The sequence below is a fragment of the Corynebacterium sp. 20-84 genome (genome assembly GCF_053479455.1).
The window spans coordinates 89,382-114,917 of the sequence record NZ_JBRBCB010000003.1 but is presented as its reverse complement, the minus strand read 5'-3'; the positions used below and the strand labels follow the sequence as shown (position 1 = coordinate 114,917).

Sequence of the window (25,536 nt, the reverse complement as noted above, 5' to 3'; positions counted from 1 at the left end):
CAAATTACGGGACCAGGACGGTGTGGAAATACGTCGTCTGAGTCTCGTTGAAGTTGTTGTCCGAGACGACGATCAGGGTGCGGCGCCCGTCTTCGGTGCGCGGACCCCATGCCAGGCCCTCGACGTTGTCCGGGTGCGGCTTCTCGGTGGCGAAATCGAAGACGAGTTCCTTGGACACCGTCTTCTCGTCGCCGTCCAGCTTTTCTTTGCCCAGCACGTCATCGGCGCCGTCGAGATCGAGCTTGTAGATCTCGGCCTTGTTCTCGCCGTTTTCGCCCAAGTCCTTGAAGAAGCCGCGCTGCAGCATGTAGAGATCGCCGTTGTCGTCAGCCAAAAGCGACGTCGCGCCGCGTCCGGCTTCGAGCTTGACAACGAGCTCGCGGGTCGGCTTGCCGCTCTCCAGGTCGTAGAAGGTGATGCGGTTGACCGATGCGTCCTTCTCCGTGTTCTTCGCGCCATCCTGGGCGAGGGCGTTTTCTTCAACGGTGACGGCCGTGCGCCCGCCGTCGATAAGCGTCATGCCCTCCGGCCCGTTGTTGTTGTAGATGCCGCGCGTGGAAATGCCGTTGGGCACCTGGTAGCCCGGCACGTCAATGCGGCGGATTTCCTTGCCGTCAGGCGCGGACTCGATGAGCTGCGGCGCGACGACCTGACCGGGCTTGCCGTTGCCCTCCGTGGTCCACAGGAAATTGCCGTTCGGCAGGACACGGATTTCCTCCGGGTCAATGAACTCGTCGTAGGCCTTGCCCTCCGGATCGGTGAACTCGATGACCCCGTCGCGGGTGAATGTCTTGTGGTCCGTCGTGGTGAAGACATAAGCGCGGACCGGGCCGTGCTCGTTCTTGTCGTCGGAGAGCACGACGTAGCGGCCCGGCGCGACCTCGTCGATGCCGCTGAACCCGCCAGCAGCCGGATCATCGTTGACCGCGCTGAAATCGAAGCGGTTCGCGTACTCCGCCCCCTTCGGCTCCGCTGGTGCGGGCTGATCCTTGTCCCCCTTCGAAGAACCCGGCAGCGCGCCCGTGATCGCCTGGATGATCACGAAGCTGAGACCGCCGAGCACCGCAGCTGCGGCCACGACACCCGCCAGCGCCGCCGGCACCGGCACCGTGACCCCACCGATATTCACCTCACGCTGCCCGAGGCCTTCCAGGTCGAACGGCAGCGACGACAGGTCGTTCAGCCCTGGGATAGCGGGCGCGGGTGCCGCGGCCGGCTGTGGAGCGGGTGCCGGGGCTGGTGCCGGCTCAGGGTGACCGCCGTGCGCGACCGCGGGTGCTGGGTTGGTTGCGAGGGCGACCGAAACGGTGAGGGCGACAGCGGCGCGCACTGCGGGTCGGCGGCCAGCGGCGAAACGGGTGGAACGGGACATGGCTACTCCTGAAGCTCGGCGAAACGTGATTCCAAGCCTAAGAACCACCGCGTGTGCCGCAAGCGCTGCAGCGACAATTCATGTCCCGGTAATAGACGCGTTGATCCGCGTTCAACTCGTCGGAGCGCCCCGGATGTGGCCTAGCACGGCAACGCCGGGCGCGCGCGGACACGAGTCTGGCCGAGATCGCTGGTCTCCCCCGCACTCACGCCGCGGAAATACGACCCGGCGTCGACCGTCGCCTTCGATGCGCGGTTGGTGAATTCGATGCCCTGCTGCGCGGCGAAAGCGCTCATCGCATCGCTTGCCTTATCGCGGTCGTCCATCAGTGCGAGGGCGTATTCGCCCTTGCCTGCGGCGACCGTGCCTTCGGCCGCTTGCAGCCGCTCAGTGATCACGCTGATGAACCCGCCCATGAAAGAGCGGCGCGCCACCACCGTCGCCACACCGAGTGCGCGGCTGCCGCTGATCTGCTGCGCCCCGGCAGCCATCTGCGGGTTGAGGACTCCGAAGAGCATGTCCACCCGCTCTATGTGGCGGCGGAGGCCGAAAGCGGTGACGGTGGAGATTTTGCGGGAGCGCCTGGTGCTTTCCATGTAGCCCATGCAGTGCAACGCATTGCAGAGATTCAGCAAAAGCGACGCTTGCATGTCGGTATAAGAGCCGCCCAAGGCGAATGTGCGCATAATCACCTCATCACCGTCGGTCGGGTTCCGCAGGTCCCTTTCCTCGAAACCGTACGCCGCCATGAGCTCAAAAGCCTTCTGGTAAAAGATCTCCCCCTCGGCCGTTCCGGCCCGGTCCGCTGCCTGGTTAAGCAGCTTTTGAACACGTTCTTTGACCTTGTCGATATTCGTCGTACCCATAATGTCCCCCTTGGTTTTGTCGTGTGAAAGGTACGCCACTGGTTCTATCGCGCGCATGCACCCACGTCGCCCGCTGTCGAACACCGCCCTGTGGATAACTTCGTCCCCGGCACGATTCTGCGGCCGGGACTAGGGTCGGGAACTAAGGCTGCCAACTGCTTTTGCACAGCAGCGACAACGAGCGAAGGAGCATCAATGATCCATCCGAACGCATCGCGCAAGGTCGACGTCGACACCAACACCCCCACCCCCGGCAACAAGGTCGTTCTGATCGGTGCCGGCGACGTCGGAATGGCCTACGCCACAGCCATCGTCAACCAGGGCTTGTGCGACCACCTCGCCATCATCGACCTGAATGAAGAGAAAGTCTGGGGCGAGGTCGCTGACCTCAACCACGCTGTGCCGTGGTCCGGACACAACACCCGCATCACCCAGGGCACCTACGAGGATTGCCGCGACGCCGCTGTCGTGGTCAACTGCGCGGGCGTCGCCCAGCGCGACGGCGAGACCCGCCTCGAGCTCGTCGGCCGCAACGTGAAGATCTTCAAGTCCATCGTCGACGAGGTCATGGACCACGGCTTCAACGGCATCTTCGTCGTGGCCACCAACCCGGTCGATGTCCTCGCGTACGCGACCTGGAAGTTCTCCGGCCTGCCGTCCAACCGCGTCATCGGCTCCGGCACCGTGCTGGACACCGCACGCTACCGCTTCGCTCTCGGCGAGTACTTCGGCATCAGCGCTTCCTCCGTCCACGCCTACGTCATCGGCGAGCACGGCGACACGGAGCTGGCTGTCGTCTCCTCCGGTTCCGCAGCGGGCATCCCGCTGACCACCCGCCTGGAAAAGATGGCGGAGACCGACCCGAACACCTCCAACAAGATGGAGGAGATCTTCGTCAAGACCCGCGACGCGGCCTACGACATCATCCGCGCGAAGGGCTCCACCAGCTACGGCATTGGTGGCGGTCTCGCCCGCATCACCCGCGCTGTACTCAAGAACGAAGATGTCGTCCTGCCAGTCAGCGCCCTGCTCGAAGGCCAGTACGGCGAAGAAGACATCTACATCGGCACCCCGGCCGTGATCAACCGCAACGGCATCCAGGACATCGTCGAACTCTCCCTCGACGAGCGCGAATCCGAGCAGTTCGCTCACTCCGCTAAGGTCCTGCGCGATGTCATGACCCAGGCGGAGCTCACGGACTAGTTCCCGCTCTAACCGCGGCCGCTACTCGCGGCCTTTCTCTCGCCGGTCGAGCATCATGCTCGCACCGGCGAAAATTATGCTCCAGACAATGACGCTGACGATGGCCCACCACAGTGGGTCGGTGACGAGTTGGTCACCGTCGTTGGTCACCTGAGTTCCTTCGGTCAGCGGATACCGGGTCAACACGGCCGCCCCGTACAGCGGGGTGAATCGTGCGGCCTGCAGCATTGCGCCGGAAAGCGGAACGAACATATTCGCCGCGAAGCCGAGCACCACCACCGACATCGTCGCGATGGACACGGAAGCAGGCGTCTTCAGTGCCTGCGCCCACACGAGCCCGTAGAACCCGAACGGAAGCGACAGCAACGAGGTGAGCAAGAATGTTTGCCACCAGGCATTCGGCTGCATCTCGGCGTTGAACAGGGCGCCCGTGAGAAAGACTGCAGCGACGGGCAGCACAGCATGCACGGCAATGAGCAGCAGCCTGGCCCCCATGATCTGCGAGCTGCGCAGCGGGGTCAGCGCGAGCGTTCGCCCCCACCCCGTGATGTTTTCCACGACGGCGTTGCTCGCCGTGGAGACAGCTCCAGTGATTCCGCCGTACAAGGCCATACCGACCATGACGTAGGCGGCGACATTGCCGTTGCCGAATTCTGCGTCGGTTTGCTGGGTTGCCGAGCTGAAGATGAGATAGAAGACGACGGGGAGCACGATTGAGGAGATGAGCGTGCTCCACCGGGTGCTGATGCGTTTGAGGTTGAAGAGTGCGAATTTTGCGGAACTCATGAGTTGATCTCTTTTCCGGTCAGCTCGATGAATGTGTCTTCAAGCGTGGAGGGGGTCACGGTGAGATTGCGGGCATCGGTTTCCGTGAGCAACCAACGCACCAACTCATCGGAATTCCCGGTTCGCACCGTCAGCGTTCCGTCGCGGTATTCGGCCCCGGGAACCTGCTGCGCATATTGCTTATCGACGACAGCGCTCACCCAATTCCACCCCGTGGCCTCCCGCAGTTCTGTGGCACTACCATCTGCGATCACTTGCCCCTTGTCCAGGATGACGATACGGCGCGCCATCTGTTCTGCTTCTTCCAGATAATGCGTGGAGAACAAAATGGTCCGCCCGTTTCGGGCTTGCTCATGCATGGCATCCCAGAAAGTGTGCCGAGCAGCGGGATCCATGCCCGTTGTGGGCTCGTCGAGCACGAGGATGTCCGGGTGCCCAAGCAATGCGAGCGCGAACCTCACCCGCTGCTGTTGCCCGCCCGAGCACTTCCCTACCCTGCGTCCTGCAATATCCTGCAGACCTGCCGCTTCGATGGCGCTGTCGACGCTCATCGGATCGTGGTGGGTCGACGCGATCATCGCCACGGTGTCGCGCACCGTCAGGTCCGGCAGAAGCCCGCCGGTCTGCATGACCGCGCCGATACGAGCATCGCGCACAGCATCGTGCGGAGTCGTTCCAGCAATCCGCACGTCCCCCGATGTAGGCCGCGTCAGTCCGAGCAATAGGTCGATCAACGTCGTCTTGCCCGCACCGTTGCGCCCCAGCAAGCCGACTACTTCGCCCTCCCCGACATCCAGCGAGACATCGTTGAGGGCCGTCACACTCCCGAATTCTTTTTTCAATCCCCGTGTTTGGATCACAAAATAAATTTAAGCGTGATGTGGCTCACTTGTCCATATATTTCCCTTGTTATTTGGCGAGTAGACTCGCGAGCGGATTCTCGCCCGGAAGGAGAAAGCATGATTTCCTACTTGACCGACATGGACGGCGTGCTGCACCGCGAGGGATCGGTGATCCCGGGCGCTGAGGAGTTCATCTCCGCCCTGCGCGAGGAGGAAATCCCGTTCATGGTGCTCACGAACAACTCCATGCAGACGCCGCGGGACCTCTCCGCGAAGCTCGTGCGCATGGGCCTGAACATCGACCCCGAACGGATTTGGACATCTGCGACAGCCACCGCCCACTTCCTGTCCAAGCAGGCGGGCGAGTCCAGCGCGTACGTCATCGGGGAAGCAGGCTTGACGACGGCTCTTCACGAGCAAGGCTGGATCCTCACCGACGCCGACCCCGCCTTCGTGGTCCTGGGTGAAACGCGCACCTACTCCTTCGAAGCGATCTCCACCGCGGCGAACCTGATCATGAACGGTGCCCGCTTCATCGCCACCAACCCGGATGTGACCGGCCCCGGCCCGAACGGAGTCGTGCCCGCCACCGGCGCAGTCGCCGCGATGATCACCGCCATGACCGGCAGGAGCCCCTACTACGTGGGCAAACCCAATCCGGTGATGATGCGTACGGCCCTGAACAATATCGGCGCCCACTCCGAAAACACCATCATGATCGGCGACCGCATGGACACCGATGTCAAAGCCGGCCTCGAAGCCGGCATGCGCACCATCCTCGTGCGCACCGGCATTTCCGACGACGCCGAAATTGCCCGCTATCCCTACCGCCCCACCACGATCCTCGACTCCGTAGCCGAACTGGCAAGTCGCGTCCACGACCCGTTCAACGACCACGAGGCTCAGGGGAGCCGGTAAAGGAAGTACCTAGCGAACGGTCCCGCGCGGGACGATGACGGGGGCAACACCTGCCGGGTCCTCCCACACCTCGGCCCGCAACCCGTAAGCCTGTGCCAGAACTTCCGCTGTCAAGGCCTGCTCCGGCGTACCATGCGCCACAATGGCGCCGTCGCGCATGACCACCATCGTGTCGGAAAACATGCCGGCCAGCATGAGGTCGTGCAGGACCATCACCACGGCCTTGCCACGGCGCGCCTGCTCCCGGGCGAGGGAGAGCATGTCAATGGCGTGGGCGGGATCGAGGAAGGTAGTTGGCTCGTCGAGCAGCAGCACGGGTGTGTCCTGCGCCAAGGTCATGGCCAGCCACACTCGCTGACGCTGTCCGCCGCTCAATGCGTCGATATCGCGTTCAAGGAGGTCGCTGATCCCCGTGGCCTCGCAGGCTCGGGCGATCGCCTCATGGTCAACGGCGGACGGACCAGCCATGCGAGCCTGGTGCGGGTGTCGCCCGCGGGCGACCAGCTCCCCGACATACAACCCGCCCGGCGCGCTCGGGTGCTGCGGCAGGAGAGCCACACGGCGGGCGGCCTCGCGCGCCGACAGGGAGTGGATATCGACACCGTCGACGTGCACCATTCCCGCACTCGGCACGAGGAGTTTGGACATCGCCTTGAGCAGTGTCGACTTGCCGCAGCCATTCGGCCCAATGAGCGTGGTCACCTCCCCTGCGCGCGCCGTTAAGTCGATTCCATGGAGCACCTCCGCTCCGTCCCCGTAGCCCACCCTGATGCCCTGAGCCACAAGTGCGTCCGCGGTATGTGTCTTGCTGTTCATTTCCTTGCTTTCCTTCTGGATTGTTGCGCCTCGCGCTAGCGGTCTCGGCTCCACACCAGCACCACCAGAACGACCCCGCCGAGAGCGGCGGAAACAGCTCCCACCGGCGCGGTCGACGGGATGAAACCACCGATCACAGCGCACACCCCCAAGATCGCCGCCCCCGCAGCCCCCGCCACCACCGGCGAGGGGGTCGGGGTGCCGGCGACGAGCCGACCGAAGTGCGGAGCGATAAGTGCGACGAAGCCGATCGGCCCGGCAGCTGCGACCACCACCGCCGATACACCCGTGGCCGCGATGAGCAACGCCCGGCGCTGCGCAGTAATGCTCACTCCGAGCATCGCGGCCGAGTCGTCGTCATGCGCCAAAACCGGCAGGTCGCGTCCACACCACGCCCCGAGCGCGACGAAGGGTGCAAGCCCGAGCAACAGCGGGAGGATGGCATCCATGCGGACAAACCCAGTGGACCCAGCCAGCCAGGTCTGCGCCTCGGCGGCGCGCAGAATCTCGGCACTAAGCAGCAGGTAGCTCACCGCTGCATGCAGCATGAGGGTCAGCGCGACACCGACGATGACGATCCTGTCACTTGTGCCGATTCCCCCGATCAGCGCCAGCACCACGACGACGGCAGCCGCGCCCACTAGTGCGAGCAGCGCGCGCCACCAGAAGACGGGGATGTCGTCCACAAAGGAGGGGCGGTAGGTGATGCTGCCCAGCACCACGAAAGCCGCCGCACCGGAGGTCACCCCCAGAATATCCGGGGAGGCCAGCATGTTGCGCGACATCGACTGCGTCCACGCCCCCGCCATTCCGAGCGCCGCCCCGACGATGAGTGTCGCCAAGGCGACGGGCATCCGCAGGTCCCACACCGCCATGATCTCGCGGTTGGTGCCGCCTCCGGTAAGCACGTCCACCACACGTGCTGGGCTCAGCTCCAACGCCCCCTGTCCGAGAAGGACCAGGTAGGCGGCTCCAGCCACGGTGGCAAACACTGCTCCGGCGACAACCGTCCTCCTCCTGCGCTCGCGCCGCTGCGCACCCAGGATCTCTACGATCCGGTCCATCTACGCCACCGCCTTCTGCATCGTCGAGCCCTGGCGCACCGCTGCGATGAGCACAGGCCCACCAATCACGGCCATGACGATCGACATCTCGACCTCACCGGGACGCATGATGAGGCGCCCAACGACATCAGCGAGCAGCACCAACGCTCCGCCGAACAGAGCCGATGGCAGCAGGAGACGGCTAACCTGAGGGCCGACGACGCGACGCATGATGTGCGGCGCCGCAAAGCCGACGAAGGCGACGGGTCCGGCGGTCGCGGTGGCGCAACCGGCGAGAATCACCACGCCGAGCGCCGCGAAAATCCGCGCCAGCCGGGGCGAGCCGCCCAGCGCGAGGGATGCTTCCTCCCCCATGGCCAAAAGGTCCAAGGGACGTGCGGCCAACACAGCGACCAGCATCCCGACGGCGAGCCCGGCCCACGCAACAGCAGCGTCGGCATAGCCGCGGCCGATGGTCGAGCCGACCACCCAGTGCCTCATGCTGTCGAGCACCTCAGTGTCGAACAGTCCGATAAGGACTGAACCCGCGCTCAAGGAGGCACCGACTCCCATACCCACCAGAATCAGAGTCAGCGGGCTAGCAGAGCGGCGTGACACGACAAGCACCAGAGCGGAGGCGGCAGCCGCACCTACGAAAGCGTGAACGGTGGCTCCGGCAAGGCCCACCACCGTGCCCATGGCGCTACCGAGGGCCACCGCGAACGCTGCACCCGCGGTGACCCCGATGAACCCGGGGTCCGCCAGCGGATTGCGTGTCCAGGCCTGAGCCAAAACGCCGGCAACGGCCAAGCACGCCCCGACGGCGTAGGCGAGCAGGGTGCGCGGAACGCGCAACTGCCAGAAGATGGTTCGCACGTCGATGCTGCCTTGCCCTTTTACCGCGCCGACGAGCTCACCGAGCGGGATCGAGCGTGATCCAAGAGCGAGTGAGGCCACCACCGCCACGGCAGAAACGGCAACGAGTGTGATGAGGGCTCGTCGCGTTGCCGCGGTGCGGACCAGGATATTAGCTGTGCTCATCGGGCTCTCAGAGCTGTTCCTCGAACCTCTCCGCGACCCACGGGATGGTCACCGGGTTGGGCATGCTCATAGCGCTGCCGGTATCAGTGTCGAGGTAGTGCACGCGCCCATCGCGCACCACATCAAGATTCTTGAACGTCGGGTCATTTTTGATCTGGTCGACCAAGCCGTTGTAGTCGAGGACAAACAGGTAGTCCACGTTATTGAGCTCGGTGTAGTTCTCCGGCGCATAATCGACGAAGAAAGTAGAGCCGTCGCCCTGCAGTTCATCCGGGATATCAAAGCCTAAGTCCTCAACGAACTGTCCTCGCCCGTCCTCGGCCGTGTAGAGACCAATCTTGCCGTCGTACGGCATGACGATGGCGGCACGCGCGCCCTGCACCTCAGGGTGGTCCCGGCGGAAATCATCGAAGACCTGCTGCGTCTGCTTGATCAGCTCCTGGCCCTCAGATCCCTTTCCGACGCCCTCGGCAATCGCAGTGACCTGATCTTCCCAAGGGACCTGCCAGTCGTCGAACTCTTCAGGCGCAAGCGTCGTCGGCGCGATGTTTTCCAGTGAATCCTGAGCCTCGACATCGACCGCCTGGTTCACGGCAACAATGTGGGTGGGGTCGACCGCAGAGACCTGCTCGAGAATATCGGCCGTAAAGCCACTAGCGGTGTTATAGATAGCCACGGGGTCGGCATCGCCAAGCAAGTCCTCAGACCACGGACCGACGCCGGAAGGGCCGACGTCTCCCTCCGCTCCCCACGGGGCAACGGCGACAGGAGTGATGCCGAGGGCGAGCAGCGTATCAGCGTCGCCGAGGCCGAGGCTGGCCACGCGCATCTCGGCGGAGTTCGCCGCAGGCTCGGGCTCGCCCTCGCCACGCGAGCAGCCCGTCAGTGTGACGGCGACGGTTGCCACGAGAGCAACGGAACTGGCGGCACGCTTTTTCAGAAAATTCATAGTAGGGTCCTTAGAGCATCCGGGCCCATTTAGGGCACAATAATGTGTTCAAATTGTGTCGACTTTCGTACCATAGACCCCATAGGTAGAATAAAGCAAGCCTCACCTTACTTAGGACACCCTACGACACATGCCAACACACTTCCTCCACCCCGTCACCCTCGTCTCCAACGAGCAGCTCAAGCCACGTCTGCATCGCCTCACCTTCACCGGAGAGGCTTTCGCGGACTACCCCCTGAGCGGCCCCGACGAGTATTTCGGCTTAGTCATGCCAAAGCCGGGTCATCCCTTCCGCCCCTTCAGCTTCAGCGGCGTCAACATCCGCGCGGCCGTGGCAGCAATCCCCGAGAAGACACGCCCCGCCCTCCGCTGGTACACCATCCGCAGCCTCGACAGGGCACGCAAGCTTATCGACGTCGACGTGGTCACCCACGGCGATTCCGGCCCCGGTTCCCAGTGGATCCGCCAGGCGCGCCCGGGCGACACTGCCGGCATGTTCACGTGCCCCGCACTGTGGAAGCCTCCCGCATCCTCACAGCTACTCGTCGCCGATGCTTCGGCGCTGCCCGCCCTGCGCCATATCCTGGCCTACCAGGAGGCCAACGCACCCCAGGCCCTCACGCAGACCCACGCCGTCGCCGTCGTCACGTCTCCAGAGGAAATCGAGGACGGACTGGCTGAACAGTGGCATGAAAAGCTCGCCTCCCTCACCGTCATAGAAGCACCGAAAACGGCCGAGACCGAAGCCACCCTGGCCGTCCTGCGCGAACACTTCGACGCAGGGCAACCGCCGCGCTCCGTGTGGGTCTCCGGCGAAGGCAACCTCACCAAATCCGTACGCGCACTTGCCGTGAAGGACTGGGGCCTTGCCCCGTCCGACGTGGTCTGGGTCCCGTTCTGGTTCCACGGCAAGGCCCGGCCATAACCAACCCGAACACCTCCAACAAGATGGAGGAGATCTTCGTCAAGACCCGCGACGCGGCCTACGACATCATCCGCGCGAAGGGCTCCACCAGCTACGGCATTGGTGGCGGTCTCGCCCGCATCACCCGCGCTGTACTCAAGAACGAAGATGTCGTCCTGCCAGTCAGCGCCCTGCTCGAAGGCCAGTACGGCGAAGAAGACATCTACATCGGCACCCCAGCCGTGATCAACCGCAACGGCATCCAGGACATCGTCGAACTCTCCCTCGACGAGCGCGAGTCCGAGCAGTTCGCTCACTCCGCTAAGGTCCTGCGCGATGTCATGCCCCAGACGGAGCTCACCGACTAAGAGCTTTTCGACGGACGCGTTCACACCCCCTGACCCCGCCTCCCCCCGAGGCGGCGCGCGGCAGGGGGGTGTTCGTCGTCAAGCGTCTGCTTTTCAACCGACAAGCTACAAGGAGAAGAACATGATTTCCTACTTGACCGACATGGACGGCGTGCTACACCGCGAGGGATCGGTGATCCCGGGCGCCGAGGAGTTCATCTCCGCCCTGCGGGAGAAGGAAATCCCGTTCATGGTGCTCACGAACAACTCCATGCAGACGCCGCGGGACCTCTCCGCGAAGCTCGTGCGCATGGGCTTGCACATCGAGCCCGAGCGGATTTGGACGTCCGCGACAGCCACCGCGTCGAAACTAAACTAAGGAAAACATGGGAAACACAGACCTGCTCATCCACAAACCAATTGCACCCCTGACCATACCTGACCAGGAGTTGATTGAGACTGTCGTCGCTGCTGCCAACGGAGCATGGGTATCAGATGAATACCTGGAACAGTTGCACAATAAGATCCTGGAGGACAACCGCGACCTCATCGACGACGGACTCCTCTACCCCGAGGGGACGGGGCTTCGCGGCGATCACTGCCTCGTCGTCGATATATCGGACCATGTGGTCCCCTTGCTAGTGAAACGCCTTTCACAAATCGCAGCGGGAAGGGGACTAGCAGTCGTCTCCGAACTCCATGACCTAGTGTTCGCCTACGGTGACGAAATTCCCAACATGGCCATCCGCACAAACGATTGGGATATTGCGTGGGCTTCCCTCCGCGCATTGCCACAGTGGCTGGACCGTACTACCGAGGACATGATCTTTTACCACCACCGTGGCGACGACGCCGTGGACTTCCTCATCGTCGAAGACACCAGCAAAGAACAGCATTTCATCCAAACGATCTACCGGCCCGACGAAGATAAATACCAAGTGGAGGTCCGCGATGGTGGCCCTGATGCCCACTACCAGGCTCTGATAGCCAGCTACGACGAGACGCTCGCCACATTTGAAACGTGGATGTCCACCGGCGAATGCCCGCCACAGATTAACTGGACACTCATCGACATCTAACCGGAGGCTTCCAGAACGACGAGACCCCCACCACTCAGCGGGAGAGCTGGGTGGTGGGGGTCAGGTGAAACGTCGATAAGCGAAATGCTTATGCCTGCTGCATCTTGCCGTCCTTGTCCTTGAAGGGAAAGCCGAAGTGGCGCAGCAGCGCACGGCCTTCCTCGTCGTTGACAGCGGACGTGACAACGGTGATGTCCATGCCGCGCGGACGGTCGATCTTGTCCACGTCGATCTCGTAGAACATCGTCTGCTCGGACAGGCCAAACGTGTAGTTGCCGTTGCCGTCAAACTGCGTGTCGGACAGACCGCGGAAGTCACGAATACGCGGGAGAGCGACAGCCCTGACGCGGTAGGGTGGGGCACCTTGCGATCAGCGGCCGGGATCATGGACCGAAAAGGCCGATGGGCACGATCCACGTCCGATCGCTGACTTGTGCCGCGACACCAGTTGGAGTGACAAGCAGCAGCGCCTCGGGAGGACGCTTAATACTTTCGGCCACCTGTTGCAGACGCGGCGCAGCTTCAATAGCTGCTTCTTGGGTGAGTTTGACCTCGACACCGACCCATCTTCCGTCACGAAGTTCTAGCACAATGTCGATCTCCGCTGTCCCGTCCTTATTCCGGAAGTGGAAAGCGGTCCCGCGCAAAGGCTGACTGTAGACGCGAAGGTCACGCAGCACTAGGGATTCAAATAGAAAACCCAGTGTGCGGGGATCTTTCGCGAGCGCAGTATGAGATGCACCCATCGCCGCAGCCGCCAACGATGGATCAACTAAGTGTCTTTTCGGTGTGGCATTCAGACGCGACTTGGAGCGTCGGGCCGGGGCCCACGGGGGCTGGTCCTCCACAAGGTACATTCGGCCAGCGAATTCATGGAAAAGAGGCGCGTATTTTTCCCCGACCTCGATTCCTTCTTCTCCTAACCGTTCCTGGATTGTGGTCAACGGAGATGGATGGGCTGTTAAGGACGCGTATGCGCGGACGAAATGCAGGAACCGCTGCGGCGAGCGTCGTGTTCCTCCCACAAACGGGAATTCGTTCTCGGCGAGATTATCCAGATAGCCTTCGACCAGAAGTTCAGCGTCATCCGCATCCCTGTCAACCCAGGAAGGCCAACCGCCCCTCGTGATGAGACGACAGACATCCGAGATCGAATGTGTGCTCGACGCCGCGCCCTCGAGTGGAGTTTCTCCCGCAAGAAGCCGGCGAAGGGAAAAACTACCGGGCGAATCACCCGATTCGTAGAGTGTCATCGGGCGCATCGTTAAGTTCAGAATTCTCCCGGCGCCGGGATGCTTGATTGTTTCACTGTCGGGCCAGGCCGAGCCAGAAAGTATAAACCGCCCGGGAGTGGGATCTTCATCGACAGCTCGGCGAACCGCACCCCACAAACTCGGGGCAAGCTGCCACTCATCCAACAAGCGCGGTGCCTCACCTTCGAGAAGCGCGGAGGGATTGAGGGCAACAATCTGAGCCGCCTCAACTCCCATACGGTCAATCTGCGCGATTGAGCATGCGGCCTGCATGCCAGTTGTTGTCTTTCCCGAGGCACGGGCACCCGCCAACTGCACCGCTGGTGAAGCTTCCAGATAAGCGTTCAAGAGCTGGTCCACAATCCGCGGACGATAAGTCTTCATACTGCAAGAATAGATAAACCTGCCGGAAGTGTCGACGCTAACCTAACGGAATAGTCGATGCAAACCTGCCGGAAGTGTCGACCTCCTATGGCGTCCTACGCCGTAGACTGAGCGAGGCGACTCCGAGCAACACGACGCAGAACGCCAGCAAAATCGCCGCATCGATCCCGATATTGCCCTGCGGGAAGGCAGCTTGATCCGGCACTCCACCGAGCGATTGCATTGCATCGACGGCATAGGTGACTGGCATTGCCGCGGAGATCACTTCGAGAATCCGTGGCATATCCGCGCGCGGAACGAGGAGTCCGCAGATTAAGAATTGTGGAACTACCACTGCTGGAACGAACTGCACCACTTGGAATTCAGTCTGTGCGAATGCAGAAGCAGTGAGGCCAGCGGCGGTGCCAATCAGGGCATCGAGCAATGGTGATCTGGGGACTACTCTCCCGGTTCAGACTCCCTCGCCTCGGAGTTGCGCGCCTGGCCCGTTGCGGAGAGGTCCGGTTGTGGGAATGGCCAAGATGAGGAACAGCAGTAGCCACGTCCCGAGCATGCCAAGCGACATCATCCCTAGAGGCCACTCGACAACTGGGGGCCCATTGAGGGCAGCTGCGGATGCGAAGGCGCAAACCACGCCACCCACAACCACTGGGACAGCCGCGATCAAGGTCGTCGCGAGCGACATAGCAAAACTCTCCGCGCCGATCAGCGCAATCACCTGCAGTGGAGACATTCCGGCAGATTGCAGGAGAGCAACTTCATGACCGCGCCCACGCGCGGACAGTGCGACAACGGCGGCGCTGGTAGCGAACATCGACACAATCACGACGGCGATGATGACCCATGTGTCGGTCATGTTAGTTTGCGCCCCCGGTTCGACAATGTGAATAACTGCTCCAACCGATCCCAATGAGCATAACAGCAGCCCCACGCCACCAAGACCTGCGGCCAACGGGGCGATTGTGGTCACGTTCATGCGCGTCCGGGCCGCTGCCGCGCGGGTACCTAGTGCCGAAACGGTCAGGCCAGTGACATCGAAGGTTTTGTGCAGAACTCGCAGGACTAATCCCACGATTTCCGGGCACATCAGGTAAACACCGATCAAGGCGCACCCGCCCGCGTTTAACGCAAGGTTGATGATTGAGGCTGGTTGCTGGTCCAGTTTCGAAGCGACGACAAGAGCTACGGAGACGAGGAGAAAGAACATACCGCTGACGATCCGTAACACCGTCGTTTTGGATTTGCGGTCAGATTGCTGGACCGTGCGCAAAGCAACACCGGGTTGAGTGCGGGAGGCTCGGTACGCTGGTACCACACCACCAATGATCGCCGTAGCGACGCTGACAACGACGACCACCACGGGAGCCCAGAGGGCGACGGTGAACCCCGGTAAGTCGACGGCTGGGGATACTGCACCGTCGAATGCGGGGAGCGTCCAGAAACTTAGAAGTGTCGAGGCGATGGCTCCCATTATGGCTCCGCAAAAACTCACGATCAGCAAAATGTACAGCGTGGACACGAACACGGCCCACGGTGCTGCTCCGAGCAGAAGCCAAAGGGCGTGGGTATGGCGGGAAGCGTGAACACTCGCTTTCCCTACAACTGTCAGAGCAACCCATGACACGACAGCAATCACCACGTAAATGGTGATCGAGAGGATCTGATATTCGGCCAGTGGGGCGCCTGCGGCGGCGATCGCCTCACGGAACTGCGGGGTCATGGTCCAGGCGTATTGGTGCACGCACAGGCCAATCATCGTGGAGATCACGGCGACCACCGCCATGGCTGGCGTCCATTCACGCCATCCGTCGGCGAACATTCTCAGAACATAGCGCTGCATCTGGTTACTCCCCGAGGTTCGAGATGATTGCCAGTAGCTCCTGGCTGGTCGTCCTCCCAACTGCCCCGACTACCTGACCGTCGCTCATGATGATGACGTTGTCTGCCATAGCCGCAGCCTCAAGATCGTGGGTGACCATGACGATCATCTGCCCCTCGTCCGCCATGCGTCGGAGCGTGTCCAGTACGATTCCAGTGCTCTGTGAATCCAACGCGCCTGTTGGCTCGTCTGCGAAGACGATATCTGGCCGTCGCGCCAGCGCCCGACACAGTGCGGTTCTTTGCTGCTCGCCACCAGACAATGTCCGAGCCGGCGCGTCGCGCCGAGCGCCTAAATGGAATGCCTCTATCAAGCCGTCGACTACGCGAAAGGGAACCTTCTCCCGGTTCAACCGAAAAGGAAGCGTGATGTTCTCTTCGACGGAGAGGAAGGGAACGAGGTTGTATTGCTGAAAGACGAACCCGATGCTCGTACGCAGCATCCGGGCCCGGTCGCTCGCGGACTGGCGGTAGATATCCTGCCCGTTGATGCTGACAATGCCCGATGTCGGTTCGTCAAGACCGCTCAGACACATGAGCAACGAGGATTTTCCGGACCCCGAATGCCCGACTATCGCGGTGAGGCCGCCACCGTGCAATTCCAGATTGCATCCGCGCAGTACTTCAGTAGTTGTTGGCCCCGTTTGAACATCTCGTCGAATGTTGCTGGCACTGAGCGTCGCAGTCATCAAAGTCTCCCTAGCAAGTAGGCATCTGTCGTTCGGGGAACATCCCTTATCAAGAGTCCACCGATGTTCTCATCAAACCGGCGTGCATACTCAACCATTCTTACTGAAACGTGCGCGGCCCGGTAGTTATCGGGGTGGGATCTTTCTCCACGTTCGATGTGAATTCCGTGCAGGCCGGTTGTGCCGCGGGAGCGCAACTTTCCCCACTGTGCTCGCGCAGGCACCGTGGAAGCGCGTGTCAACCACGCGGGCAGAACGACCGGACATGACAAAGCTCCTCGCACAGACGGCAGAACTGGCAGAACTGGAAGAAGCAGCCCCACCTTAATTCGAAATGCCTTTCGCAGCACGGAGAGCAACTGCCCGAACGCAAAACGCCCCCGCGACCACGGTGCGAAACCGGGTAGCGGGGGCGTCGATAAGCGAAATGCTTATGCCTGCTGCATCTTTCCGTCCTTGTCCTTGAACGGGAAGCCGAAGTGGCGCAGCAGCGCACGGCCTTCCTCGTCGTTGACAGCGGACGTGACAACGGTGATGTCCATGCCGCGCGGACGGTCGATCTTGTCCACGTCGATCTCGTAGAACATCGTCTGCTCGGACAGGCCGAACGTGTAGTTGCCGTTGCCGTCGAACTGGGTGTCCGACAGACCGCGGAAGTCACGAATACGCGGGAGAGCGACCGTCAGCAGACGGTCCAGGAACTCCCACATACGGTCGCCGCGCAGGGTGACCTTCGCGCCGATCGGCATGCCCTCACGGAGCTTGAAGTTAGCGATGGACTTCTTCGCGCGACGCAGCTGCGGCTTCTGGCCGGTGATCGCGGTGAGGTCCTCGAGAGCGCCGTTGATCATCTTGGAATCGCGGGCAGCGTCGCCGACACCCATGTTGACCACAATCTTGGTCAGACCCGGGATCTGCATGACGTTCTCGTAGCCGAACTGCTCAGACAGCTTGCCGCGAATCTCGTCCTGGTAACGCGTCTTCAGACGCGGGGTGTAGTTAGACTCGGTCATTAGATGTCCTTCCCGTTCGACTTGGCAACGCGGACCTTCTTGCCGTTCTCATCGAAGCGGTAACCCACACGGGTCGGGGTGCCATCAGAATCGACCACCATCACGTTGGAAACGTGGATCGGGGCCTCCTGGGTGACAATGCCGCCGGACTCAGCGCCGCGCTCATTGTAAGAGTTAGCAACGTGCTTCTTCACACGGTTCACGCCCTCGACGAGGACACGGTCACGCTGCGGGTACGCCTCGATGACGCGACCCTGAGCGCCCTTGTCCTTGCCAGCGATGACCTGGACCATATCGCCCTTCTTGATCTTCAACTAGATCACCTCCGGTGCGAGAGACACGATCTTCATGAACTTCTTATCGCGCAGCTCACGAGCGACCGGGCCGAAGATACGGGTGCCGCGGGGCTCAGTGTCGTTCTTGATCAGAACAGCTGCATTTTCGTCGAACGCAATGTAGGAACCGTCCGGACGACGGGTCTCCTTCTTCGCACGAACGATGACGGCGCGGACAACCTCGCCCTCTTTCACATTGCCGCCCGGGGCGGCTTCCTTCACGGTGGCGACAATCGTGTCGCCGATACCGGCGAAGCGTCGAACAGAACCGCCGAGCACCTGGATGCACAGAATCTCGCGTGCACCAGTGTTGTCGGCGACCTTCAGACGCGATTCTTTCTGAATCACAGTTGGTCTCCTGACCTGGATCAATGTGCGCCAGATTTCCGTCCTGCACGCACGTGGTCAATGTCTTTTTGTGCCTTTTCGCTTATCGACGAACAGTGCCCAGCACCTCACGTGCCGTCACCGCCGAAGGGTCTCGCAGCCTCAACTCGGAAACGCGCGTCAACTGCGACCAGCGATAGACAACTGTGGTATTAAACCACGCCGCCTGCGCGAACCCCAAATTCCCGCAGCTCCCCACAAGTCTGCTCCGGCAGTCACCCTCCGTCGCGATCCCCTACGCCTTTCCGCCACGACCTACCCAAGAGCCCAACGCGAAGACTTACCCCTTTTTGTGCACCAATTTTTCATTTCCCACTTTCCCACCCAACACGAAGACTAGGATCAGTTTTTGTCAAGCTAGTTGACAGGTTTCCTAAACCTATCCCCATTCCGAAAAGGAGTCCCCCATGAAGCGTCGCATCACTGCTGCCGCCCTCGCAGCTGCAACCGCCCTGTCCCTGTCTGTCGCCCCGGCCGCTGAAGCTCAGACCGCTGACGATTTCCGAGATGCCGCCGAAATCCTCAAATTCCTCGGATACGTCGGCGATAAGGGCACGGGCGCAATGCCGGATACCGAAGGCGCAGGAGAGATGGCTGCCGGATCCGTAAAGGCTGGCTCCTCCGGCAAGGACGCCTACTACGTTTCCCAGGTCAGCTGGGGCCTGCTCTGGACCGCACTGGCAGCAACCGGCGTTGGCGCTATCGCCCTCGCAGCTCAGAAGGCTGGCCTCGTGAAGCTGCCGGTGAACGTGCCGTTCTAAGACTCGTTCTTTAGATCCAGCTACGGGTCTCGCACCAACCGATCACGTTGGTCGCGGGGCCCTTTCCCTATTTGTGCCAGCGACGGCTTGCCGCGCACCTCCTGCTGGATCGAATTCGGTCCCCGTCCCTTCCCGTTCGCGTACGATGACGGGTCAAGACACGGGGTGCCGCGCACCCGCCGCCGCGCAACGCCGCAGTTCGCCAGAGCTGCAGCCGCGCGAAATGGAGGCGGGCGCGAAGCTGAGATCACACCCGTCGAACCTGAACGAACCAACATTCGCGGAGGAATTGTCTGATGGCTTCTTTGTCCACTTCTTCTCACGGCTCCACGGCTGACGGCGGCGCGCAGCACAGCGCGATCCCGAACATCCTGTCCATCGCGGGCACGGACCCGACGGGCGGGGCGGGAATCCAGGCGGATCTGAAGTCGATTTCGGCGGCGGGCGGCTACGGCATGTGCGTGGTGACGGCGCTGGTGGCGCAGAACACGCACGGGGTGCGCAGCATCCACGTGCCGCCGCAGGACTTCCTGAAGGAGCAGCTGGACGCGGTCTTCGACGACGTCCAGGTGGACGCGGTGAAGATCGGCATGCTGGGGGATGTGGAGACGACGAAGACGGTCTCCGATTACCTGGCAGCGCACCCGGTCCCGACGGTGGTGGTCGACCCGGTGATGGTGGCTACAAGCGGCGATCGCCTGCTCACCGAGGACGCGGAGGAGGCGATGAGGCAGTTCGTGAAGGATCACGCGAGCGTCGTCACGCCGAATATTCCGGAGCTTGCTGTGCTGGCGGGCACGACGCCTGCGAAGACATTCGACGAGGCGCTCGAGCAGGGCCGCGAATACGCGAAGGCGGCGGGCGTCAACGTGGTCGTGAAAGGCGGGCACCTCAAGGAGGGGTACGCGTCGAACGCGCTGGTCACGCCGGCTGGCGAGGTCGAGGTCGCGCACGTGCCGCGCGTGGACACGAAGAATACGCACGGCACGGGTTGTTCGTTGTCGTCGGCGTTCGCCACGCGCATGGCGATCGACCCGCACGGGGCGCTCGCATGGACGTCGAGCTGGCTCCACGAGGCGATCGCGCACGCGGACGACCTCAACGTCGGCACAGGTCACGGGCCCGTCGATCATTTCCACCGTTCGCGCCGCCTCGCCGCAGCAGGGTCAACGCAGCCATGGAAGCTTATCGACGACTGGACCGCCCCCTCCACCCCTTCACTCGAGCCCAAGATTCCTGCCGCCGGCCCGTTCACCCGCGAGCTGTGGGACAAGGCGGCGCAGAAGGTGTGGCCGGAGACGTTGGAATTACCGTTCATCCACGCACTGCGCGCCGGCACTTTGCCGGAGGAGCAGTTCAGCTTCTACCAAGTGCAGGATGCGTATTACCTCCGCGAATACTCCCGCGCACTGGCGACGGTGAGTGCGAAGGCCCCGGACGCGGAGGATCAGGTGTGGTGGTCGCAGTCCGCGACGGTCGCGATCGAGGCAGAGTCGGAGCTGCACCGCAAGTGGATTTCTGAGCACCACATCGATGCAGACACTCCACCCTCTCCTGTCACCCTCGGCTACGTGAATATGCTCACATCTACGGCCGCTTTTTCGGACTATATTGTCGGCGCCACGGCAGTGTTGCCGTGCTTTTGGCTCTACGCGGAAGTCGGTTTACACCTTGCGGAAAACAATCATCCTGAGCATCCGTACAACGCGTGGCTGTCCATGTACGGCGGCGAAGATTTCACAGATGCCGTGCGTATGGCCCTAAATTCGGTGGAGAAGGCTCTCTCTGGCGCGAGCGAAAAGCAGCGCGCGGATGCTCTCGAGGCGTTCATGTACGCGTGCTATTACGAACGCGAATTCTTCGATCAGGCCACTCGCAACTAGTTCTCGGATAGAGCTTCGGGGCCAAAATCACGGTTAGCCACCTACCCGAGAATGCTTTAGCTTGGGAAGAGTGAGTTTCAGTGAGAAGGCCCCAATTTCAATCCAGAACAAGCTAGACCTGTTCGGCCGCGAACCTGGTCGCTTCGCCCTTCGCGCCATCATGGCCGGCGTCCTGTTGGGCATCATGACTGCGTTCGCTGCAGCAACAGCAACTTTGACCGAATCGTACGCCCCTGGTTGGGGCAAGTACCCCTTCGCGATGATCTTCGCGGTGACCCTCTACATGATGGTCGTCCTCCAATCCGAGCTGGCCACCGGCAACATGATGTTCATGACGTACGGCTTCGTCCATAAGATGACGAAGATCCCGCGAGCCCTGCTGGTCATCCTGTTCGTGACATTTTTCAACCTGATCGGCGCGATCTTCGTCTCGTGGCTGATTTCCATGACCACGACCGGTCAGAACGCCGAGACGACGATGCCGTTCTTGTCCAGCCTGTGGGAGGCGAAGCTGGCGAAGCCCAGCCTGACCCTCTTCTTCGAGGCCATCCTGGCCAACATGGTCGTGAACGTCGGCTTCATCCTGACGGCGCAGGCCGGTAAGGATCACAGCGCCAAGATTTGGGCCGTGGCCATCATCATTCCGGCGTTCGCCGCGATGGGCTACGAGCACTCGATCGCGAACTTCGTGCTGACGACGCTGAACGGCTTCATGTTCGACCCGTCCTCCATCGAGGGCTTCACGGTCGGCAACGTGCTGCGCAACTGGACGATCGTCTGGCTGGGCAACTTGGTCGGCGGCGGTGTGATCATGGGCGGCATTTACGGCTGGCTCAACCGCACGCGCACCAACTACCGCGACTAGTTCTTCCCCCTTCACTCCGTAATCCGCACGGCGTCGAGCTGTCTGCCAGAATGGCTTAGGTGAACTCCCCTAACCTTGACATGCTCGATGCCGTGCGTGGCGTTCGGGACGCTGTCGCCGGCACGCGTTTGAGTGATGGCGGCGTGGAAGCTGATGCCCGTGCTGTCGTCAACCAGCTCGACGATTATGTTCTGCCGCGCCTCGCCAATCTCGATGCTCCGTTGTTGGCGGTGATCGGTGGTTCGACAGGTTCCGGCAAGTCCACACTCGTGAACGCGGTGCTGCGTGAGCGGGTATCCAATCCGGGCGTGATCCGCCCGACGACGCGTCAGCCGGTGCTGGTAGCCAATCCGGCAGACGCGGACTGGTTCAATTCGCCGCAGGTTCTGCCGGGGCTCGCACGTTCTCACGGCGCGGGCGACGAGCAGTCGACGACGCTGCGCCTTGTGCCCACGGGCAGCATCCCGGAAGGGCTCGCGCTTCTCGACGCCCCCGATTTCGACTCCATCGACGACCGCAACCGCGCCCTCGCTTCTCAGCTGCTGGCCGCAGCGGATCTCTGGGTCTTCGTCACTACCCCGGCGCGCTATGCCGACCAGCTGGTGTGGAATTTCCTGCACGACGCCGCCAGCCGCGGGATCGAGGTCCTGGTGGTGCTCAACCGCCTCGACGAATCTTCAGCGGAAACGGTCCCCGATGATCTGCGTCGCATGATGGACGAGGCTGGCCTGCACGGCGCCACGGTCTTCACGGTTCCGTTCGTCCCCGGCCTCGGCGGCGAGGAATTCCTGCAGGACACCTTGGTCGCCGAGCTTCGTTCCTATCTCACTGACCTCGCAGAGGATTCCGCCGCGCGCCGCGCAGTCGCAGGTAAAACGGTAGCAGGGGCCGCCACCGGAGCCATCGAGAAAGCAGAGAAGCTTATCGACGCCCGCTCTCGCCAAGAAGCCTTCGCCTCCCAATTGGATAGCGCGATCAGTGAGCAGTACTCCGCCGCCCACACGCATGTGATCGATGCGACCTCCGACGGCAAGATGCTGCGCTCCGAAGTCATGGACCGTTGGCAGGATGTCGTGGGCACGTCGGATATTTCCCGCGGTTTCGAGCGCTGGTTCTCCCAGACGATGGACAAGGTGGGCAGTTTCTTCACTGGTGAGCCGGCTCCGCTGCGCGAGGTGGAGACTGAGCTCGAGTCCGGTCTCCACGCCGTGATCGTCGATGCCGCAGACACCGCCGCCGCACGTTCGTGGTCGCACATCGGTGCCGTCGCCCCGGACTTGCGCGCTGATGCCGACCCATCCCTCGCCCGTTCCTCCTCGGATATCGACGAGCGCGCCGCTGCCCTAGTCCGCGAATGGCAGGGCGCACTCCTCGACCGCATCCAGGACACCGCCGGCGCCAAACGCCAGCGCGCCCGCGTCGTGTCTTTCGGCCTCAATGTCTTGACCGTGGCGCTCATGCTCGTCGTCTTCGCCTCCACCGCCGGTATCACGGGCGGCGAAGTCGCTATTGCCGGCGGTTCCGCTGTGCTCGGCCAGAAATTGCTGGAGACGATCTTCGGCGAGGACACCGTCCGCCGCATGGCCACCGATGCCCGCAACGACTTGAATGAGCGTCTGCGCGAGCTCCTCCAGCGCGAACGTGAGCGCTACTACCCGGTCACCGATCCCCTCCTCGAGGGCACCACCGCCGACGATCTCACCACAGCCACCAACGCTGCCCGCGCAGCTGTCGCCGAACGCTTCCCGGAGCTCGCCGGCACCCCGAAGCCGACCCAGGCGGTCGAGGAAGCTCGCCCGAGCTCGGCATCCAGCCTCGAAGAGAGCGCCTCGAGTGGCCCGCTCCGCGACTTGTTCGCCCAGCTGCGCGGCGGTTTCCGGGGAGGCGACGATGGCTCTGTTTAAGCGGAAAACAGCCTCCCTCGGGGAACGTCTCACAGCTCTCGACGAAGCCGCCGAGATCGGCGCGCCCTACCTCTCCCCCGCTCAGCGCGAGCGCCTGGAAAAGATTGCCCGCGCAGGTGCCGAACGCCGCGCCCTGTCTGCGGAGCACACCGTCGTCGGCTTCTTCGGCGCGACCGGTTCCGGCAAGACCTCCCTGTTCAACGCTGTCGTGGGCGAGGACCTCGGCAAGGCAGCGGCACGTCGCCCCACCACCTCCTCGCCACTCGCGGCGATCTGGGAGCCAGAGGGGTCCGAGGAGCTCCTCGACTGGCTCGGCGTCGAGGACCGCCGCGTCCGCTCCGGCGAATTCGCTCCCAAGGCCGGCCCCTTGATCCTGCTTGACCTTCCCGATTTCGACTCGGTGGAGGCATCCAACCGCGCCATCGCGGAGCGCCTCGCCGGCCAGGTCGACGTACTGGTCTGGGTGTCTGACCCGGAGAAATACGCCGACAGTGTCATTCACGACCAGTTCATCCGCCCCCACGCCAACCACTCGGCAGTCACGCTCGCGGTGCTGAACAAGGCAGACCTCCTCGCAGAGACCGACGTCCCCACCGTCTCCCAGTCCTACGCGCAGCTGCTGCGCGAAGACGGTCTCACCAACGTGAGCGTCGTGCCCACCTCCACCTACACGCAAGCAGGTATCGACGACCTCCGCTCCGCCATCACCCGCGTCGCCGCTGCCCACAGCGCACAGTCTGCGCGCATTGAAGCCGACATCGCCTCTGTGACGGGGGAATACGCTGCCAGGGAGAAAGCAGCAGACGTCGATAAGCGAGCAAAGCGAGACTTGGATTCTGTGCTCGCCCAGGCCGCGGGCGCCGACCGCGTCGCCAACTCCACCGCCGCTGCATACCGCAAACGCCTCCACGAACGCACCGGCTGGCTGCTCACTTCCTGGGTGACCCGCTTCCGCCCCGACCCGCTGAAACGCATGGGTCTGCGTGAGGACGCCGACACCGTGGGTGTGCACCGCTCCTCGCTCCCGGAGCTCTCCGCCGCCTCCAAAGCCGTGGCCAACCGCGGCGTGCGCGACTACGCCGCCGCTGTCGCAGACGACCTGCCCCCGCAATGGGCCTCCGCCGTCTCCGACCGCGCCGACGAGGTCGCCGAAACACTTCCCGCCGAGCTCGACCGCGCCGTCGCCCGCACACGACTGCCGGCCGAACCGTCGAAAGGCTGGACCCTGCTCACCGTCGTCCAATGGTTGGCGCTGCTCGCCGCGCTCGTCGGCGTGCTGTGGTACCTGCTCGTCGCATTCGTGCCCGGCGCGCTGACACCGCTGCTCGGCGGCGACCTCGTCCCCGATGTCGAAGGCTGGCCGATCCCGACGCTGCTCATCATGGCCGGGCTATTGACGGGCCTTTTGATCGGGCTGGTGACCGCCGTCTTCGGCGGAGTCATCGGCAGCGGCGTCAAACGACGAACGCGCGCGGCGCTACGAAAAGAGGTCGCCGCGACCTCGCAATCCGCCGTCGTGGAACCCCTCGGCGCGATCCGCGACGACTACGCCCGCTTCAGCGAACACATCGCCGTCGCCGCCGGCTCCTAGTAGCGCTGCGACGACAGGCGCGCCTTCGCCGCACCGTAGAAATTCAGCACCGGCCGCGTCAGCGGGGCGAACGCAGACACCCGGTCATCGAAGGAGTAGACCTCGTTCCCCATGTCCACGGCCTGCTTACCGTTGATGAAGCACGCCCCGCGCCCCGGCTTGCTGTACGCGCACACCGCCGTATCCGCCTCGGTGTGACCGAGGACCTGCAGCCCGCGGGTGTTCGTGTCGCCGAATCGGACCACCGGTTCCTCCGCCCACTGGGTGAACTGAGCTTCGTCCCAGTACGGGAGCTTCGTTCCGGGCGGCGGCGGGGTCAGTTTGGTCTCCATCACTGATGCGGCGGCCTCCGGGGCGCTCACGGGAGCGACCACTACGGCAGCAGCGATCACGGCTGCGCTCAAACGACTGACAATCTTCTTCATGG

Annotated in this window: 25 protein-coding genes and 3 pseudogenes; 11 read left to right on the top strand and 17 right to left on the bottom strand. The window is 62.8% G+C overall.

Going from position 1 to position 25,536, the window contains the following annotated elements; all coding sequences use genetic code 11:
- Positions 1-4 precede the first annotated feature (4 nt).
- Both ACUY2Y_RS03200 and ACUY2Y_RS03195 read right to left on the bottom strand, forming a co-directional pair.
- A complete protein-coding gene (locus ACUY2Y_RS03200) occupies positions 5-1,372 on the bottom strand; it encodes an esterase-like activity of phytase family protein (protein ID WP_448324785.1) in 1,368 nt (455 codons plus the stop codon).
- A 140-nt stretch (positions 1,373-1,512) separates the two neighbouring features.
- Positions 1,513-2,238: a DUF2786 domain-containing protein gene (locus ACUY2Y_RS03195; RefSeq protein ID WP_210575037.1), complete on the bottom strand. Its 726-nt coding sequence runs from the start codon at positions 2,236-2,238 to the stop codon at positions 1,513-1,515.
- Positions 2,239-2,433: 195 nt separating this feature from the next.
- On the opposite strand from ACUY2Y_RS03195, the gene ACUY2Y_RS03190 reads away from it, so the two are divergent.
- A complete protein-coding gene (locus ACUY2Y_RS03190; protein WP_448324784.1) occupies positions 2,434-3,441 on the top strand; it encodes an L-lactate dehydrogenase in 1,008 nt (335 codons plus the stop codon).
- Positions 3,442-3,462: 21 nt separating this feature from the next.
- Here the strand turns inward: ACUY2Y_RS03190 and ACUY2Y_RS03185 are convergent, their stop codons facing one another.
- Positions 3,463-4,227 carry an ABC transporter permease gene (locus tag ACUY2Y_RS03185; protein ID WP_448324783.1) on the bottom strand — a complete coding sequence of 255 codons (765 nt, stop codon included), beginning with the start codon at positions 4,225-4,227 and terminating at the stop codon, positions 3,463-3,465.
- Entirely contained in the window at positions 4,224-5,048 is an 825-nt protein-coding gene (locus tag ACUY2Y_RS03180; protein WP_259900291.1) for an ABC transporter ATP-binding protein, read from the bottom strand. Before ACUY2Y_RS03180 ends, ACUY2Y_RS03185 begins: the two co-directional genes overlap by 4 nt.
- Before the next feature lie 138 nt (positions 5,049-5,186).
- Here ACUY2Y_RS03180 and ACUY2Y_RS03175 point away from each other — a divergent pair, with 138 nt between their 5' ends.
- Positions 5,187-5,987, top strand: a complete 801-nt coding sequence (locus tag ACUY2Y_RS03175) for an HAD-IIA family hydrolase (RefSeq protein WP_448324782.1) — start codon at positions 5,187-5,189, stop codon at positions 5,985-5,987.
- Positions 5,988-5,996: 9 nt separating this feature from the next.
- Here ACUY2Y_RS03175 and ACUY2Y_RS03170 read toward each other — a convergent pair whose 3' ends face one another.
- The 4 genes from ACUY2Y_RS03170 to ACUY2Y_RS03155 are packed head-to-tail and all read right to left on the bottom strand — an operon-like array spanning position 5,997 to position 9,836.
- Entirely contained in the window at positions 5,997-6,803 is an 807-nt protein-coding gene (locus tag ACUY2Y_RS03170) for an ABC transporter ATP-binding protein (RefSeq protein ID WP_448324781.1), read from the bottom strand.
- 35 nt (positions 6,804-6,838) lie between these two features.
- The gene (locus ACUY2Y_RS03165) at positions 6,839-7,867 is read right to left on the bottom strand and encodes a FecCD family ABC transporter permease (RefSeq protein WP_448324780.1); all 1,029 of its coding nucleotides are present in this window, start codon (positions 7,865-7,867) and stop codon (positions 6,839-6,841) included.
- Positions 7,868-8,887 (bottom strand): FecCD family ABC transporter permease, encoded by a 1,020-nt coding sequence (locus tag ACUY2Y_RS03160; protein ID WP_448324779.1) that lies wholly within the window; start codon positions 8,885-8,887, stop codon positions 7,868-7,870.
- Positions 8,888-8,894: 7 nt separating this feature from the next.
- Entirely contained in the window at positions 8,895-9,836 is a 942-nt protein-coding gene (locus tag ACUY2Y_RS03155) for an ABC transporter substrate-binding protein (protein WP_448324778.1), read from the bottom strand.
- Positions 9,837-9,966: 130 nt separating this feature from the next.
- Between ACUY2Y_RS03155 and ACUY2Y_RS03150 the strand changes: the two genes are divergently transcribed.
- The 4 genes and pseudogenes from ACUY2Y_RS03150 (at position 9,967) to ACUY2Y_RS03135 (ending at position 12,166) form a co-directional block, all read left to right on the top strand.
- Complete coding sequence (locus ACUY2Y_RS03150) at positions 9,967-10,761, top strand: siderophore-interacting protein (protein WP_448324777.1); 795 nt, start codon at positions 9,967-9,969, stop codon at positions 10,759-10,761.
- Positions 10,762-10,784: 23 nt separating this feature from the next.
- A pseudogene (gene ldh / locus ACUY2Y_RS03145) lies at positions 10,785-11,108 on the top strand (L-lactate dehydrogenase); the annotation flags it as partial.
- 121 nt (positions 11,109-11,229) lie between these two features.
- A pseudogene (locus ACUY2Y_RS03140) lies at positions 11,230-11,460 on the top strand (HAD-IIA family hydrolase); the annotation flags it as partial.
- A 13-nt stretch (positions 11,461-11,473) separates the two neighbouring features.
- Complete coding sequence (locus tag ACUY2Y_RS03135) at positions 11,474-12,166, top strand: hypothetical protein (RefSeq protein WP_448324776.1); 693 nt, start codon at positions 11,474-11,476, stop codon at positions 12,164-12,166.
- A gap of 88 nt (positions 12,167-12,254) precedes the next feature.
- Here the strand turns inward: ACUY2Y_RS03135 and ACUY2Y_RS03130 are convergent.
- The 8 genes and pseudogenes from ACUY2Y_RS03130 to rplN form a co-directional block, all read right to left on the bottom strand.
- Positions 12,255-12,515, bottom strand: a pseudogene (locus tag ACUY2Y_RS03130) (50S ribosomal protein L5); the annotation flags it as partial.
- A 34-nt stretch (positions 12,516-12,549) separates the two neighbouring features.
- Positions 12,550-13,803, bottom strand: a complete 1,254-nt coding sequence (locus ACUY2Y_RS03125; protein WP_448324775.1) for an ATP-binding protein — start codon at positions 13,801-13,803, stop codon at positions 12,550-12,552.
- An 85-nt stretch (positions 13,804-13,888) separates the two neighbouring features.
- Positions 13,889-14,227, bottom strand: coding sequence for an ABC transporter permease (locus tag ACUY2Y_RS03120; protein WP_448324774.1), 339 nt, complete (start codon positions 14,225-14,227; stop codon positions 13,889-13,891).
- A gap of 27 nt (positions 14,228-14,254) precedes the next feature.
- The gene (locus ACUY2Y_RS03115) at positions 14,255-15,643 is read right to left on the bottom strand and encodes an FtsX-like permease family protein (RefSeq protein WP_448324773.1); all 1,389 of its coding nucleotides are present in this window, start codon (positions 15,641-15,643) and stop codon (positions 14,255-14,257) included.
- Positions 15,644-15,647: 4 nt separating this feature from the next.
- Entirely contained in the window at positions 15,648-16,370 is a 723-nt protein-coding gene (locus ACUY2Y_RS03110) for an ABC transporter ATP-binding protein (protein WP_448324772.1), read from the bottom strand.
- Positions 16,371-16,801: 431 nt separating this feature from the next.
- Complete coding sequence (gene rplE / locus ACUY2Y_RS03105; protein ID WP_448324771.1) at positions 16,802-17,383, bottom strand: 50S ribosomal protein L5; 582 nt, start codon at positions 17,381-17,383, stop codon at positions 16,802-16,804.
- Positions 17,383-17,697, bottom strand: coding sequence for a 50S ribosomal protein L24 (gene rplX, locus ACUY2Y_RS03100; RefSeq protein WP_076599117.1), 315 nt, complete (start codon positions 17,695-17,697; stop codon positions 17,383-17,385). Before rplX ends, rplE begins: the two co-directional genes overlap by 1 nt.
- Positions 17,698-18,066 carry a 50S ribosomal protein L14 gene (gene rplN, locus ACUY2Y_RS03095; RefSeq protein ID WP_210575002.1) on the bottom strand — a complete coding sequence of 123 codons (369 nt, stop codon included), beginning with the start codon at positions 18,064-18,066 and terminating at the stop codon, positions 17,698-17,700.
- Positions 18,067-18,512: 446 nt separating this feature from the next.
- On the opposite strand from rplN, the gene ACUY2Y_RS03090 reads away from it, so the two are divergent.
- The 5 genes from ACUY2Y_RS03090 to ACUY2Y_RS03070 all read left to right on the top strand — a co-directional run bounded on the left by ACUY2Y_RS03090 (position 18,513) and on the right by ACUY2Y_RS03070 (position 25,109).
- The gene (locus tag ACUY2Y_RS03090; protein WP_448324770.1) at positions 18,513-18,866 is read left to right on the top strand and encodes a hypothetical protein; all 354 of its coding nucleotides are present in this window, start codon (positions 18,513-18,515) and stop codon (positions 18,864-18,866) included.
- A 296-nt stretch (positions 18,867-19,162) separates the two neighbouring features.
- Positions 19,163-20,749 (top strand): bifunctional hydroxymethylpyrimidine kinase/phosphomethylpyrimidine kinase, encoded by a 1,587-nt coding sequence (locus tag ACUY2Y_RS03085; protein ID WP_448324769.1) that lies wholly within the window; start codon positions 19,163-19,165, stop codon positions 20,747-20,749.
- 70 nt (positions 20,750-20,819) lie between these two features.
- Positions 20,820-21,614 (top strand): formate/nitrite transporter family protein, encoded by a 795-nt coding sequence (locus ACUY2Y_RS03080; RefSeq protein WP_448324768.1) that lies wholly within the window; start codon positions 20,820-20,822, stop codon positions 21,612-21,614.
- A 59-nt stretch (positions 21,615-21,673) separates the two neighbouring features.
- A complete protein-coding gene (locus ACUY2Y_RS03075) occupies positions 21,674-23,518 on the top strand; it encodes an ABC transporter (protein ID WP_448324767.1) in 1,845 nt (614 codons plus the stop codon).
- Positions 23,505-25,109 (top strand): GTPase family protein, encoded by a 1,605-nt coding sequence (locus tag ACUY2Y_RS03070; RefSeq protein WP_448324766.1) that lies wholly within the window; start codon positions 23,505-23,507, stop codon positions 25,107-25,109. Before ACUY2Y_RS03075 ends, ACUY2Y_RS03070 begins: the two co-directional genes overlap by 14 nt.
- Here ACUY2Y_RS03070 and ACUY2Y_RS03065 read toward each other — a convergent pair.
- A complete protein-coding gene (locus tag ACUY2Y_RS03065) occupies positions 25,106-25,534 on the bottom strand; it encodes a hypothetical protein (RefSeq protein ID WP_448324765.1) in 429 nt (142 codons plus the stop codon). The two genes, ACUY2Y_RS03070 and ACUY2Y_RS03065, sit on opposite strands and share 4 nt — an antisense overlap.
- Positions 25,535-25,536 lie beyond the last annotated feature (2 nt).